Below are 15,055 nucleotides of genomic sequence, written 5' to 3'. Positions count from 1 at the left end.
GCTCAGAAATCCTTGCACAGCCGCAGCGCATCATAGATCGCGCCATGGATGTTATGCTGGGAGATGCAGTCGCCCACACGGAAAAGCAGGAAGCGCCCGCCGCCCAGCGGCTGCGACAAGGAGGGCTGCGGCGCCGCGGCGAACAGCGTTTCCATATCCGTCTGGCCGTGGTTGAGGGATTTTTCCTTCAGCGCCCAATAGAGCTGGTCGTTGGGCAGGATGCCGTTCTCGATCACCACCTGATCGACCACGCGCTCCTCCTGCACCTCGGTATATTCATTGCGCAACACGGCGACCAGCCTGCCATCCTCGCGATAGACCTCGTCTAACCAGACGTTTGGCGTCATCACCACATCCAGCGCGTAAAGGCGGCGGTAGAAGATGGGGAAAGTGGTGCCGCCGACATCATCGGCGATTTTCACGTCCGGCGTCGCGATCTCGACGCGGCTGCCGCGCGTGGCCAGGAAGTCAGCGACGCCGGCGCCGGCGTGGGTGCTCATTGAATCATACACCAGCACGTTTTGCGCCGGGGCGGCGCGGCCTGAGAGAATATCCCACGCGCTGACAGATAGGCCGGAGGCAGCGCCCCAGCCCGCGACCTGGCCCATATGGCTGGCACCGCCCGTGGCCAGGACCACGATGTCGGGATTTTCCGCCAGGATCATCGCGTCCGTGGCTTCCACGCCCAGGCGGCGCTCCACGCCGAGGCGGGTTGTTTCCATGTCAAACCAGCGGATGATGCCCGCCATCTGCTCGCGCTGCGGCGCTTTCGCGGCGAGATTGACCTGCCCGCCGACAGTGGATTCGCGCTCGAAGAGCACCACATCATGCCCGCGCAGCCGCGCGACCCGCGCCGCCTCCAGCCCGCCGGGGCCGCCGCCCACCACCACGACCTTGCGCTTCGGCCCGCCGGATTTGGCGATGACATGCGGCATTGTGGCTTCGCGCGAGGTGGCGGCGTTTTGCACGCATAGCACGTCCAGCCCGTTATATTGCCGGTCGATGCAGTAATTCGCACCGACGCATTGCTTGATTTCATCCTCGCGCCCATCACGGATTTTCATCGCCATGTGCGGATCGGCGATCTGCGCGCGGGTCATGCCGACGAGGTCGATCATGCCGCTCTCCAGCAGGCGCTCGGCCTGGCCGGCGTCGCGTATGCTCTGCGCGTGCATCACCGGAATGTTCACCACCGCCTTGATGCCAGCCGCCAGATGCACGAAAGGCTCAGGGGGCAGCGCCATCGGCGGCATGCAGTTGGCCAGGGTGTTGTGCGTATCAGCCCCGGAGCCGACCACGCTGAGGAAATCGATCAGCCCGCTCGATACCATTTCATGGGCGATTTCCTTCAATGTTTCATGATCGAGGCCATCGGGGTGGAACTCGTCGCCACACATGCGCAGGCCCACGGCGAAATCTGCCCCCACCTCGGCGCGGACCGCGCTCAGCACCTCGCGGCCAAAGCGCATGCGGTTTTGCAGGCTGCCGCCGAAATCATCGGTGCGGAAATTGGTGCGCGGGCTCCAGAACTGATCGATCAGATGTTGATGGGCGGCGGAGATTTCAATTCCATCCATGCCCGCGGCCTTCACCCGCCGGGCGGCGGCGGCAAAATCCTTGATGATGCGGTTGATTTCTTCAACCTCGATGATTTTCGCGTTGCCGCGATGCACCGGCTCGCGCACGCCGGAAGGCGTCATCAGATGCGGCCAATGCTCCCCATGAAAAGCCGAGCGGCGGCCCATATGCGTCGCCTGGATCATGATCTTCGCGCCGTGCTGGTGCATGGCGCCGGCCAGGCGGGCCAGGGGCTCGATGATCTGGTCGTTGGAGAGGTTGACTGATTTCCACCAGCCTTGGGGACTGTCGATCGACACCGGGCTGGACCCGCCGCAGATGGCCAGACCGAGACCGCCCTTGGCCTTCTCCTCATAATAACGGATGTAGCGATCGCCGGGCAGGCCGCCCGGTTCGGCATAAACCTCAGCATGCGCCGTGCTGACGATGCGATTGCGCAGGGTCAGTTTGTTCAACACAAAAGGCGAAAGAAGGTTTGGGTAGCGCATGAAAAATCCTCAGAAAATATCAGGGCAAGGCAATCCGCCCGCGCGGGGCGCCCTGCAGCAATGTATCAGGGCGTGACCGGCGAGACGGTGAAGATGCAGTATTCATGCCCTTCGGCCGCGCACTGGCTCTCTATGCTTTTTGTTTTGACCGGCGACGCCGGGTTCGTCTGCTGTGAGACAAAATCCATGGCGCCGGCGAACCAGCCCTCGAACATGTAACAAAGCCGCCCGTGCGCCTGGGGCTGTTGCAACACGAAAGAAGAGTTGCGCAGCGAAATCTGCGCCTGGCCGGTGGCGGCATCGGCGGAGATGAATTCAAACAGGCCCCAGCCGCGCTGGGAGAGACGCTTGAGATAATGTTCAAACACCGCGAGGCCAGAGAGCCCGTGCGTCTGCGCCTCTTTTTCGCACCAGAAATAGGCTGAACGGTGGCCCGCGGGGTAGAGAATTTCGCTGTAACGCGCGCGGCCGAGAGCTTCCTCCACCGCGAGATGGTTATTGGTAAAAAAATGCCGCGGCACATAGAGCATCGGCAGACCGTCGGTGGTCCAAACGCCGGTGTTCTCGTCGACATCAATTGGCAAAAGCGGATTCATAAATGGCTCCCGGATGAATGAAAAAGCTTAAGCGCCCCAGACCTGCCCGAAGACGCGCTGCCAGTTGCCACCCATGATCTTGCGGATACGCGCCTCGCCCCAGCCCGCGCGGGCCATCGCCTCGGTCAGGTTGGGGAATTCGCCGATTGTGCGGATGCCTTCAGGGTTGACGATTTTGCCAAAATTGGTGAGGCGGCGGTGGCGCCCTTTATCATGCGTCAGCCACTCGAAGAAATCATGCCCGTAGCCCTGGGTGAAATCCGTGCCGATGCCGACGGTGTCCTCACCAACAATGTTGATGACGTAATCAATCGCCTCGATGTAGTCGTCCACCGTTGCCTCGATCCCGCGCTTGAGAAACGGCGCGAACATCGTGACGCCAACGAAGCCGCCATGATCGGCGATGAAGCGCAACTGCTCGTCGGATTTGTTGCGAGGATGCTGCTTCAGCCCTGAGGGCAGGCAGTGTGAATAGCAAACCGGCTTCTTGGATTCGAGGATCGTCTCCTCCGAGGTTTTCGCGCCGACATGCGACAGGTCAATCATGATGCCGGTGCGGTTCAACTCGGCCACCGCCTCGCGGCCAAAGTCGGAGAGGCCGCCGTCGCGTTCGTAACAGCCGGTGCCGACGAGGTTTTGCGTGTTATAACAAAGCTGGATTACCCGCACGCCCATATCGGCGAAGGCCTCGATGTAGCCGAGATGATCCTCGATCGCGTGGGCATTCTGGAATCCCAGGATGATGCCGGTCTTGCCCTCCGCCTTGGCGCGCGTGATGTCGGCGGTGCTGCGCACCAGGGTCAGCAGATCAGCATTCTCGCGGATCATTTTCTTCATCCCAGCGATGTTCTGAACCGTCGCCTGGAAGCCTTCCCACACCGAGACGGTGCAGTTGGCGGCCGTCAGCCCGCCTTTGCGCATATCCTCAAAAACGTCACGCCCCCATTTGGCGATGATCAAACCGTCGATGACAATGGAGTCTTGATGCAAGGAGGTCATATTTATCTCTTATCGAATATTGGTTGTTGGCTAATCTGTCCGTTTTCGTCACGCGTAACTTTACTGAAAGCGACATTTCCAGGGGAATTCACGACGCATGGCATTTCATGCTCCGGTGATGGAGGATTTATGGCTCTCGCGGCTGGGCGCGTAACCGAAACAGCGCGCATAGGCGGAGGAAAAATAGGCGGCGGATGAAAAACCGCACAGCGAGGCGACGTCGGTAATGCGCAAATCGGTCTGCTGCAACAGGTGCTGGGCGCGCTTGAGGCGCAATTCCTGTGCGAAATGCGCCAGCGTGGTGCCCATGTGGCGCTTGAAGAAGCGCTGCAACTGGCGGGGCGAGACATTCAGCCGTTCGGCGATTTCAGAGGCCGGGAGATCGTTGGCGAGATTTGCCTCGATCAGCGCCACCGCCTGCGCCAGGAGCGGATGGCTGGAGCTGGCGCGGTCATGCGCGGCCAGCGGCTGGCGCTCGCCGCTCATGCGCATGCGCTCGTGAATGAACGCGGCGGAAACTTCCTCGGCGAAGGAGCGGCCCAGCCGGGCATGGATCAGGCTTAGCATCATATCAAGCGGGGCGATGCCGCCGGTGCAGGTGATCCGGTCACGGTCGACCACGAAAAGGTCGGGAACAAACTCTGTCTTTGAAAATTCTTCACGGCTGGCGGGGAGATTTTCCCAATGGATGGCGCATCGGTAGCCCTCGAGCAGCCCCGCCTCGGCAAGGGCGAAGGCGCCGGTGCAGAGGGCGCCGAGCGGCAGGCCGTGGCGGGCCTGGCGGCGCAACATATCGAGCATTGGTTTTTTCACCGCCGCGCGCACATGCACGCCGCCGCAGACGAACAGAACATCAGGCGGCGGCGCGGCACCAAGCCGCATGCACGGCGACAGAGCAAGACCGTTGCTGGCGGTTGAGGGCACGCCATCCATCGTCAGCAATTGCCACGAATAAACCTCGCGCCCGGCGACGCGGTTTGCCATGCGGCACGCCTCGATGGCGTTGGTGACCGCGATCATCGAATAGTCAGGCAGTGTGAAAAATCCAAACCGGGAAAGTGACGCCAGATCCATGTCTTATCGTTCGATCACCAGATCGCTCAGCGGTTTGGAACAGCAGAGCAAGATCATTCCCTGGTCGATCTCGCGCTGGCGGATGCCGCCCTGATGCGACATTTCCACCTTGCCCGAAAGCAGCCGGGATTTGCATGTGCCGCACAGCCCCTTAGCGCAGGATGACGGCAGGCGCATCCCCTCGGCGCGGGCCGCATCGAGCACCGTGCTTTGCGCGGGGCAGATAACCGCGCGCTGGCTTTTGGCAAACATGACCTCATATGAACCCCCGCCGGCCAGCACCGGCGCCACCGGCGCTGGCTCCTGCGCCAGCGTGGCGAAATCAAAACTCTCCTCGTGATAGTGCGCCATGTTGAAATCGAGCTGTTCCAGCAGCGCCTTGGCCGCGCGCATATAGGCCGGCGGGCCGCAGACAAAGACCTCGCGTTCGGCGCAATCGGGCACGGCCAGGCTCAGCATTCCGGCGCTGATGCGCCCGCGCAGTCCACCCCAGCTGTGGAATTTGGCGTCGGCCTCGCAGACCGGGATGAATTTGAAGTTCCGTGAATGAACCTCCATCAACTCCAACTCACGGCGGAAGATGATGTCCGCCGGGGTGCGCGCGTGGTGCATGAAGACGATGTCGCTCTCGCTGGCGAGGTCAAACTGCGCGCGCGCCATCGACATCATCGGCGTAATGCCCGAGCCGCCGGAAAGCAGCAGGTATTTTTCAGCCGGATTGCGCGCGTAGCTGAAACTGCCCAATGCGCCTGTGGCGTTCACCTCCTGGCCGGGGGACATAGTCTCATGCAGCCAGTTGGAAACCGGGCCGCCCGGCACGCGCTTGACCGTGATGCTGAGCACATGCGGGCGCGTGGGCGAGGAGGCGATGGTGTAACAGCGGTTGACCACCGCATCGCCTATGACGAAATCAAACGTGATGAACTGTCCGGGTTGAAAATGAAACAATGCTGGGCGCTTGGGCGCAAAGATGAAGGTTTTAACATCATGCGTCTCCTCGCGCGTGCCGATGCAGACCAGCGTATTGTCGTCCTCGCCGCTCCAGAATGACGAGGTACCGCCCGCATCGTCCTTGAAGATATGCTCGGCTCTCATGCGCAGAGATGCGCCTTGAGCCGCGCGATGTACCAGGCGGCGAACTGCTCCACCTGCCCTTCCGTCTGTTTAGAATACGGCCCCTGCACATAGCCGGGACTCTGCGCGCCGAGCTGGCTCAGCCCGACCAGGCGGCTATCCTGCACGTTGGTTTCGCTCCACACGCGCGTGAGATTCTCCATGTCGTAATCAACACCTTCCACCGCATCCTTGTGCACCAGCCATTTGGTTTTCACCAGGGTCTGGTTGGCGCTCAGCGGAAACACCGCGAAGGAGACGATATGATCGCTCATCAGATGATGCCAGGAGTTGGGCTGGGTGTGGATCGAGAGATCGCCAAGCCGCGCCTCGGTGAAATTTCCGAGCAGTTTTTTGGAGGCGATCTTGGTATCCAGCGTTTGAGATTCGCCCGCCTTATCCATCGTCATACGCCCGACGCGAAAGCCCGAAACCGCTTCCAGGCGCTGGTTGTTCTCAACTGAGGGCAGGCCCGCCGCCTCCCACGCCGCCAGATCTTTCTCAACCATATCCTCATAATGGCGCCGCAGCGCCTGGCGGGAGGGGTCATGTTCGGTTGCATCGAAGCCGAAGCCGAACTCATAGATCGATTGCGTCAACTCGGGATGATTGGCCGAGCAATGGTAGCACTCGCGGTTGTTCTCCACGGCAAGCTTCCAGTTGCCCGGCTCGATCAGATCGCTCTCATGCACCACCTTGCAATTGGCGATGTCGTGCGGCGCCACGTAGGGGCCGGCGGTTTTTGCGAATTCCTCAAAATCCTCCGGCGGGTTTTCCGCCAGGCAGATGAACAGCAAGCCCTCGACCGAACGCAGGTGAACCTTGCGCAACCCGCTGCAGCTGGCGTCGAAATCCTCCGGCATATATTGCGCGTGCAGCAACGCGCCATCGAGCCCGTAGGTCCAGGAATGATAAGGGCAGACCAGGCGCCCCACGCTGGTTTTTTCATCGACCACCAGAGCCGCGCCGCGGTGCCGGCAGATATTGTGCATCGCGTGAATGTTGTTGTCATCATCACGCACGATCAGAATGGACGCATCGCCGATCTTGACGTTCATAACATCGCCCGGCTCGGGCACATCCGGCTCCAGCCCCACGAAAATCCAATGCCGCCTGAAAATCAGATCCATATCCGCCTTAAAAATATCAGGGTCGGTATAGAACGGCGCCTCAAGCATGTGGTAGGGGCGGCGGTTTTGTACCAGATGCTTGAGCTTCGTCATCGCGGCGTCGGACATTTTATTGGCCTTCTGCTTGAGTGTTTATGACTGGCAGCATGCAACGCCCGGCCATGCTCGTCTTTAGATTTTGGGCCAAATATTTTCTATTTTCCGACAAAATTGACGGAAAATCAGTTAAAAAACCCGCGACCCGGCGCACCCGACCAATTGCTGGTCCAACAGCCCTGGCGGCACTGGCGGAATTTTGTCGGAATTTGGCAAAGGTCCCGCGCTGGCGCGAATGTTTGAAGGCGGGCAGCCGTGCGCCGCCTTGAACTGCCGGGAAAAATGCGCGCCATCCGAAAAGCCGGAATCCAGCGCGATTTCAGTGACCGAGCGGCTGGTGTTGGTGAGCAGCCAGCGCGCATAGCGCAGCCGCAACACGCGGTAGAAAGTCGAGGGACGGGTTGAGAGTTCGGTCTGGAACAAGCGCTCAAGCTGGCGCGTGGAGAGCGAGAGCGTGGCGGCGATGCTGCTGATCTGCAGCGGATTTGAGAGATGCTGCTCCATGAGCAGCAGCGCGCGGCGGATGCGCACATTCACCGTGGCCTCAGCAATCGGCGGGTGCGGCTGCACGGAGCTGATCGTGCGCACCCGGTCAAGCAACAGCACATGATGCGGCTTCTGCGCGGTGCTCTGGCCGAGATGACGCTCGATCAACCATGCCGCGAGATCAGCCGCCGCCGCGCCGCCGGCGCAGGTGATCCGGTTGCCGTCAACCTCGAACAGCCGGTCCGCGGAGACCTTCTGGTCTGGAAACTCCTCGCAAAAATCCTGATAATGCAGCCAGCTTACGCAGCTGCTCCGGTTTTTCATGAGCCCGATGCGGCTCAGAATGAAACTTCCCGTGCAGATGCCGATCAGGTTCACATTCAGCTTTGCCGCCTGATGCAGATAGGCCACCGTTTCCTCGTCGGTCTCCTGCCCATTGTGCAGCGTGCCGCCGATCACCGCGATATAGTCAAACTCCTTGGGATTCCTGAACGCGCTGGTGCGGTTCACCTGCACGCCGCAGCTGGAGCGGATCGTCTCGGAGCGGCTGGCCAACACCGCCCAGTTGCAACCGATCGGGCGCGAGCGATCGGCCTCGTCGGCGCTCAGGCGCAGCGTGTCCACGAACAGCGATAGCGCCGAGAGCGTGAAGTTGGGTGCGAGAATAATGCCGATCGAAAGCGGCTTGCGCCTCGCGGGCTCATATTTCTGTCTTTGCTGGCCGAAATCGGTTTCAGCGTCCTTCTGCGGCGCGGCGTCGTTTACGTAGTCTCTTGTATATAACACGGCTTTTCTCCATATTTTGAAGTGCCGGTGTGTTCCACCCCATCAACATTCTACAAAGTTCAGGGCAAGCCCGCCTTGCGATGTTTCTTTATATTTTGTCATCATATCTTGGCCCGTCTGTCGCATAGTGTCAACCACATGGTCGAGGGAAACACGGTGCGTGCCATCGCCGCGCCGGGCCAGCGAGGCGGCGCTGATCGCCTTGCCGGCGCCGAACGCATTGCGCTCGATGCAGGGAATCTGCACCAGGCCGCCGATCGGGTCGCAGGTCATGCCGAGGTGATGTTCCATGGCGATTTCCGCAGCGTTTTCAATCTGTTCGTTGCTGCTGCCCAGAGCTTCCGCGAGCCCGGCGGCGGCCATGGAAGCGGCGACGCCGACCTCGCCCTGGCAGCCCACCTCGGCGCCGGAGATGGAGGCGTTGGTTTTGAACAGGCCGCCGATGGCGGTGGCCACCAGCAGGAAGCGGCGCATGGTATCGCGTGTCGCACCTGGACAAAATTCGCGGTAATAGCGCAGCACCGCGGGCACCACGCCGGCCGCGCCGTTGGTTGGCGCCGTTACCACGCGCCCGCCGGCGGCGTTCTCCTCATTCACCGCCATGGCGAACAGGCTGACCCAATCCATGGTCGCATGCGGCGCGAGGTTGTTAAGCCCGGCGTCTGCCTCCAGCTTTTCCCGCAGCCCGGCGGCGCGGCGGCGCACCTTGAGCGAGCCGGGCAATATCCCCTGCCCGTGCATCCCGCGGTCAATCGTCTCCATCATCACATCGATGATGCGATCAAGATAATTTATCACCTCCGCATGCGGGCGCAGGGCGGTTTCGTTCGCGAGAACCATGTCGGCAATCGGCAGGCCGCTCGACTTTCCCAGCCGCAGCAGCGCCGCGCCGGAGTTGAAAGGGTAAGGCACCGCCTGCGCCCCTTGCGCGGGGGCATCCGGGGCATCCTCGGGGAGCACGAAACCGCCGCCCACGGAGCACCAGCGCTGCGCCAGCAACAAGGCGCCATCAGCGGCATAGGCGCTGAAGCTGAGCGTGTTGGGGTGGCGCGGCGTGGGGGAATGGCGGTCAAAGATGATGTCTTGTGCAGGAACAAAAGCAAGATCATGTGTGCCGCCGAGGCGCAGCCGGCCCGCGGTGGTGGCCGAGAGGATCAACGCCTCGCCGTGCGCCGGGTCGATCTCTTCCGGGATTTCACCCGCCAGCCCCAGGATAACCGCCTTGCCGCTGCCGTGGCCCTCACCCGTCCAGGCCAGGGAGCCGAGCAGCTCGGTCCGCACGCGCGCCGTGACATCGAGCAGGCCGCTCTCACGCAATGCCTCGGTGAAATTGCGCGCCGCGCGCATCGGCCCCATCGTGTGCGACGAGGAGGGGCCAATGCCGATCTTGAAAAGCTCGAAAACGCTGATCATGAGGTCTCAGCTCCCACGATCACGAGCAACTCCCACAGATACGGCACGAAGGAACGCCAGACCTCGATGTGGAACTGCTCTGCCCCGGTGCGCCAGAGCACGATCTCGGCCTTGGCGAACACGGTGCGGGTGCACATGCCAACGGGGAAGCTTGCGAGATCAAGGTCCAGCGGGCAACCGGCGTTGAGGCGTTGCGCCGCGCGCGGGCCGGAGAGGCTGAAGCCGGTCTGGCGATGGCTGATCTCGACCAGGGAGAACGCCTGCCCCGCAAGCTCGGCACGCAGCGCGGCTTCAACCGCCGGGGCGCGTTCCGGCGCGGTGAGCAGCAGCCACTCGCCTGGCCCCAGCCAAAGGGCGGCGGCGGTCTCAGACTGGGCAGCGCGGCAAGGCGCCAGCGGCAGGCTCAGCCCCAGCGCGCCGAGCGGCGGCGGCGCGGCCGTGGGAGACAGGCGCAAGGAGAACCGGCCCATCGGCCCCTGCGCCACCAAATGCGGGTCCGCCACGGTTTTAACCGCAGCCAGCGGGTGCAGGCGCGCCATTGTTTCAGCCATCTAGCTTAATCCCTTCAGCATCGTAGAAAACCGGTCCGGTGATGGTTACACGGATGACCCGGCCAGGCATGGGCACATGGAGCGTTTCGCCAATGCGGGCGCGGCCGTTTTTAACCAGGGCGAGCGCCATGGAGCGGTTGAGCGTGGCGCTCCAATAGGAGGAGGTGACATGGCCCAGCATCGTCATCGGCGGCGGCTGCGCCGGATCGGCGACCAGCTGCGCGCCTTCCTCCAACACAACCTGCGGGTCGTCGGTGAGCAGGCCGACCAGCTGCTTGCGCTGCACGCCCTCGCCCATTCCCGCGCGGGCCAGGGCGCGCTTGCCGACAAAATCAGGCTTCGCCTTGCCAATGGCCCAGCTCAACCCGGCATCGTCGGGGGTTACTGTGCCGTCGGTCTCCTGGCCGACGATGATGTAGCCCTTCTCAGCGCGTAGCACATGCATGGTCTCCGTGCCGTAGGCCACCAGCCCGGCCGGCTGGCCGGCGGCGAAGATCGCCTCCCATACGGCGCGGCCGTAATCAGCGGGGACGTTGATCTCAAAACCCAGCTCGCCGGTGAAGCTGACACGGAACAACCGCGCGGGCACCCCGGCGACGCGGCATTCCACCACGCTCATATGCGGCATCGCCGCGTGTGAAATATCCGCGCCTTCCACGAAGGGGGCGAGAATTTCGCGCGCCTTGGGCCCCTGCAAGGCGATCACCGCCCATTGCTCGGTGGTCGAGGTCAGCCAAACCTTCAGCTCGGGGAATTCGGTCTGGCGGTAATCCTCCATCATGGTGAGCACCCGCGCGGCGCCGCCGGTGGTGGTGGTGACATGAAAGCACTCATCGCTCATCCGGCCGATCACCCCGTCATCGAGGATGAAGCCATCCTCGCGCAGCAGCAGGCCGTAGCGCAGCCGCCCGGGCTTGAGCTTGCTCCAGGCGTTCACATACATGCGGTTGAGAAACTCCGCCGCATCGGGGCCCGCCACTTCGATTTTGCCCAGCGTCGAGGCGTCGAAAATCCCCGCGGCGGCACGCACCGCGCGGCACTCGCGCGCCACGGCCTGGTGCATGTCCTCACCCGCCAGCGGAAAATAACGGGCGCGCTTCCACAGGCTCACATCCTCAAACACCGCGCCCTGCGCCTCCGCCCAATGATGCACGGGGGTGCGGCGCACGGTGTCGAACAGGTCGCCGCGCGCATAGCCCGCGAACACGCCGAAGGTGGTGGGGGTGTAGGGCATGCGGAAGGTGGTGGTGCCGATCTGCGCGATCGGGCGGGCGAGAACATCGGTCGCGATGCCAAGCGCGTTCATGTTCGAGATCTTGCCCTGGTCGGTCGCCATGCCGGTGGTGGTGTAGCGCTTGATGTGCTCGATCGAGCGCAACCCCTCGCTGATGGCGAGCTTGATGTCCTTGGCGGTCGAATCATTCTGGAAATCGACGAAGGCGCGCACCGAGGCAGGATTTTTGCCGTGCGGCAACGCACCCGCAAAGCCGCCGCCGGTCGCGGGGGCATGGGTGGTGGCAAAGCCGCGCGCGGGCACCAGCGCGCCGCCCGCCGCCCGGGCCGCGCTGGCGCCCTTGGCGAAACCATCGGCCAGAACCTCGCTGAGCAGCGACACGCCACGGCACGCACCCGCCACCCAGCAATCCTCCGCCGGAGTGCCGGGCACAAAGGCGCCCAGGGCATCGTCATAAACCAGCTTGCCCCGGCTCTGCGAGAACAGATGCACGCTGGGCGTAAACCCGCCCGACATCAGCAGCAGATCGCAGCTCACCCGCTCGGACGCGCCAACCGTGCCATCCGCCGCGAGCGGCGCGAGGTCTGCCCCGCTGACGCGCAGCCGCCCGCTGGTGCCGGTGATGGTGCAACCCGCGCGCACCGGCAGACCGGCCTTGCGCGCCAGATCCACCCAGCCGCCCTGCGGATTAGCCCGCACATCGGCGATGGCGGCGATGCCAACCCCGGCCTGATAGAGCGCCAGCGCGGCGCGGTAGGCGCTGTCATGCGCGGTGACGATGACGGCCCGCTGGCCGGGCTTCACGCCATAGCGGCTGGCATATATGCGCGCCGCGCCGGCCAGCATGATGCCGGGGCGGTCGTTATCGGGGAACACGAGCGGACGTTCGATCTCGCCTGCCGCCAGCACCACCTGCTTGGCGCGCACCTGCCAGAGCCGCTCGCGCGGCTGGCCGGCGACGCCGGGCAGATGGTCGGTGAGGCGCTCCACCAGCCCCAGCATATTATGCGGGAAATAGCCGAAGGCGGTGGTGCGGGCCAATATCTGCAACGAGCCCGCCGCCCGTAGCTGCGCGATGGTCTCGCTCAGCCAACGCGCCGCCGGGGCGCCGTCAATCGTGGCGTCCGTCTCACTGAGCAGGGAGCCGCCAAGTTCGTTCTGTTCATCGCAGAGGATCACCCGTTGCCCGCCCTGCACCGCCGCCAGCGCCGCCGCCAGCCCAGCGGGGCCAGCGCCGACAACCAGCACATCGCAATGCGCGTAGCGCTGCGCGTAGGTCGTGGCATCAGGCGCCCGCGGCGCGCGGCCCAGCCCGGCCATCGCGCGGATGCGCGGCTCGAAAAATTTGGTCCACGCGCCGCGCGGCCACATGAAGGTTTTGTAGTAAAAACCAGCGGGAATGAAGCGCCAGATCAGGTTGTTCACACCTGCCCAGTCATATCGCAGCGATGGCGAGCGGTTCTGGCTTTCCGCCACCAGCCCCTCGAACAGCTCCACCTGCGTGGCGCGCAGGTTGGGGCTGTAATGCCCCTCATCCGCGCCCACGCCGACCAGCGCATTCGGCTCCTCGGGGCCCGCCGATAAAATGCCGCGCGGGCGATGATATTTGAACGACCGCCCGGCAAGATGCTCGCCATTGGCCAGCAACGCCGAGGCGAGCGTATCGCCTTCCAGCCCGCTCATGCGCCTGCCATCAAACGTGAAGCTGATTTTTTTGCCGCGGTTGACGCGCCCGCCGGTAGGGAGACGGAAATTCTGGCTCATCGGCCCGCCTCCACCGCCGCATCCGGTCTGCTCTCGCCGATCCGGTAGGTCGCGACAAAATGATCGGTCGTTGTGTCACGCAGGGCATTGAAGAACTGCGCGCAGCCATGCGCATGGCGCCAGCGCTCGGCATGTACCCCGCGCACATTGCTGCGCTGGTAGAGATATTCGGTCCATTGCGAATCAGAAACATCGCGCGGGTCCTGCGCGCGCACCACATGCGCCTCGCCGGCATAGCCGAATTCCAGCTCGGGGCGCGGTCCACAGAAAGGACAAGTGATCAGCAGCATGTTTACGGCCTTTATGGAAAAATTAAAACTAATGCGCCACGGCGGCGGCGGCGGCTTCGTCAATCAGCATGCCCCGGGCGAAGCGTTCGAGGTTGAACGGCGCGTTGATCGTGTGCGGCTCGTCGCGGGCGATGGTCCAGGCGAACAGATGCGCGGCCCCTGGCGTCGCCTTGAAGCCGCCCGTGCCCCAGCCGCAGTTTACATACAGGCCCGGCACCGGGGTTTTGGCGATGATCGGGGAGCGGTCAGGCGTGACATCGACAATACCGCCCCAGTTGCGCAGCATCCGCATACGCCGGAAATCAGGGAATAATTCGCAGATCGCCTCCAGCGTGTGTGCGGAAATATGCAGCGCGCCGCGCTGGGTGTAGGAGGTGTAGGCATCCGTTCCCGCGCCGATCACCAGCTCGCCCTTGTCGGACTGGCTCATATAGGCGTGGATGGTGTTGGACATCACCACGCAAGGGAAAATCGGCTTGATCGGCTCGGAGACCAGCGCCTGCAGCGGAAAGCTCTCAAGCGGCATACGCAGCCCGGCCATGCCCATCACCACCGAGCTGTTGCCGGCGGCGGACACGCCGATCTTGCGGGTCGCGATCTCGCCACGGCTGGTCGCAACGCCGGTGACATGGCCGAACGCATCGCGATGGATGGCGGTGACCTCGCAGTTTTGGATAATGTCGACACCCAGCGCATCCGCCGCGCGCGCATAGCCCCAGGCCACGGCATCGTGCCGCGCGGTGCCCGCGCGCCGCTGCAGCGCGGCCCCCAGAACCGGATGGCGCATATTGCCGGAAATATTCAAGGGCGGGCAAAATTCCTTGGCCTGTGCAGGGGTCAGCCATTCATTGTCCACGCCGTTCAGCCGGTTGGCGTGAATGTGGCGCTTGAACGACTGCTCATCGTGCACGTTATGCGCCAGCATCAGCACGCCGCGCTGCGAGAACATCACGTTGTAGTTGATGTCCTGCGACAGCCCCTCCCAGAGCTTCAGCGCATGGTCGTAAAGTGCGGCGCTTTCATCAAAAAGATAGTTCGAGCGGATGATGGTCGTGTTGCGCCCGGTGTTGCCGCCGCCGATCCAGCCTTTTTCCAGCACCGCGATATTGCGCAGCCCATGTTCCTTGGCCAGGTAATAGGCCGCCCCCAGGCCATGCCCGCCGCCGCCGACAATCACCGCGTCATAGGCTGGCTTCGGCGTGGCGTCGCGCCATTGCGGCTGCCAGCGCTGATGCCCGGAGAGCGCGTGTTTGACCAAAGCGAAGGCGGAAAAACGCTGCATTTATAATTGCCTCTTGTTGGAGCTGAAGCGTGCCCGCAAGCCCGGCCCCCAGCGCGCACAAACTCGGCGCAGGGGTTGAATAAATGCGACATTCCCCCACCGCGCGGCATGGCGCGGACATAAAAAAGCTGCCCGGTCGGCAAACCGGGCGGCTTTGATGGTCTGGCGGATTTAT

At 63.2% G+C, this 15,055-nt stretch carries 12 protein-coding genes; all 12 read right to left on the bottom strand.

The genetic code is table 11. The features are described 5' to 3' along the window. Positions 1–2 precede the first annotated feature (2 nt). Positions 3–2,066 (bottom strand): NADH:flavin oxidoreductase, encoded by a 2,064-nt coding sequence (locus tag QQJ84_RS09800; protein WP_284257986.1) that lies wholly within the window; start codon positions 2,064–2,066, stop codon positions 3–5. 65 nt (positions 2,067–2,131) lie between these two features. Then, positions 2,132–2,662 carry a DUF5943 domain-containing protein gene (locus QQJ84_RS09795; RefSeq protein ID WP_284257985.1) on the bottom strand — a complete coding sequence of 177 codons (531 nt, stop codon included), beginning with the start codon at positions 2,660–2,662 and terminating at the stop codon, positions 2,132–2,134. Between the two features lie 27 nt (positions 2,663–2,689). Then, a complete protein-coding gene (locus QQJ84_RS09790; protein WP_284257984.1) occupies positions 2,690–3,661 on the bottom strand; it encodes a dipeptidase in 972 nt (323 codons plus the stop codon). Between the two features lie 105 nt (positions 3,662–3,766). Then, on the bottom strand, positions 3,767–4,735 hold the full coding sequence (locus tag QQJ84_RS09785) for a GlxA family transcriptional regulator (RefSeq protein ID WP_284257983.1): 969 nt from the start codon (positions 4,733–4,735) through the stop codon (positions 3,767–3,769). A 3-nt stretch (positions 4,736–4,738) separates the two neighbouring features. Then, positions 4,739–5,830: a hybrid-cluster NAD(P)-dependent oxidoreductase gene (locus QQJ84_RS09780; protein WP_284257982.1), complete on the bottom strand. Its 1,092-nt coding sequence runs from the start codon at positions 5,828–5,830 to the stop codon at positions 4,739–4,741. Beyond that, the gene (locus tag QQJ84_RS09775) at positions 5,827–7,086 is read right to left on the bottom strand and encodes an aromatic ring-hydroxylating oxygenase subunit alpha (RefSeq protein WP_284257981.1); all 1,260 of its coding nucleotides are present in this window, start codon (positions 7,084–7,086) and stop codon (positions 5,827–5,829) included. Before QQJ84_RS09775 ends, QQJ84_RS09780 begins: the two co-directional genes overlap by 4 nt. Positions 7,087–7,203: 117 nt before the next feature. Continuing rightward, positions 7,204–8,346: a GlxA family transcriptional regulator gene (locus QQJ84_RS09770; protein WP_284257980.1), complete on the bottom strand. Its 1,143-nt coding sequence runs from the start codon at positions 8,344–8,346 to the stop codon at positions 7,204–7,206. A gap of 42 nt (positions 8,347–8,388) precedes the next feature. Next, the gene (locus QQJ84_RS09765) at positions 8,389–9,759 is read right to left on the bottom strand and encodes an L-serine ammonia-lyase (protein WP_284257979.1); all 1,371 of its coding nucleotides are present in this window, start codon (positions 9,757–9,759) and stop codon (positions 8,389–8,391) included. Next, complete coding sequence (locus tag QQJ84_RS09760) at positions 9,756–10,310, bottom strand: sarcosine oxidase subunit gamma (RefSeq protein ID WP_284257978.1); 555 nt, start codon at positions 10,308–10,310, stop codon at positions 9,756–9,758. Before QQJ84_RS09760 ends, QQJ84_RS09765 begins: the two co-directional genes overlap by 4 nt. After that, positions 10,303–13,308 (bottom strand): sarcosine oxidase subunit alpha family protein, encoded by a 3,006-nt coding sequence (locus tag QQJ84_RS09755; RefSeq protein WP_284257977.1) that lies wholly within the window; start codon positions 13,306–13,308, stop codon positions 10,303–10,305. The genes QQJ84_RS09760 and QQJ84_RS09755 overlap by 8 nt, the downstream gene beginning before the upstream one ends. Continuing rightward, positions 13,305–13,598: a sarcosine oxidase subunit delta gene (locus QQJ84_RS09750; RefSeq protein ID WP_284257976.1), complete on the bottom strand. Its 294-nt coding sequence runs from the start codon at positions 13,596–13,598 to the stop codon at positions 13,305–13,307. Before QQJ84_RS09750 ends, QQJ84_RS09755 begins: the two co-directional genes overlap by 4 nt. 28 nt (positions 13,599–13,626) lie before the next feature. Continuing rightward, positions 13,627–14,880, bottom strand: coding sequence for a sarcosine oxidase subunit beta family protein (locus QQJ84_RS09745; protein ID WP_284257975.1), 1,254 nt, complete (start codon positions 14,878–14,880; stop codon positions 13,627–13,629). Between the last annotated feature and the right edge of the window lie 175 nt (positions 14,881–15,055).

The sequence above is a fragment of the Acidocella aquatica genome, from assembly GCF_030160635.1.
In the GTDB taxonomy this organism is placed as follows: Bacteria; Pseudomonadota; Alphaproteobacteria; order Acetobacterales; family Acetobacteraceae; genus Acidocella; species Acidocella aquatica.
The sequence above is the reverse complement of the archived record's forward strand: the minus strand, read 5'-3'. Positions and strand labels throughout refer to the sequence as shown.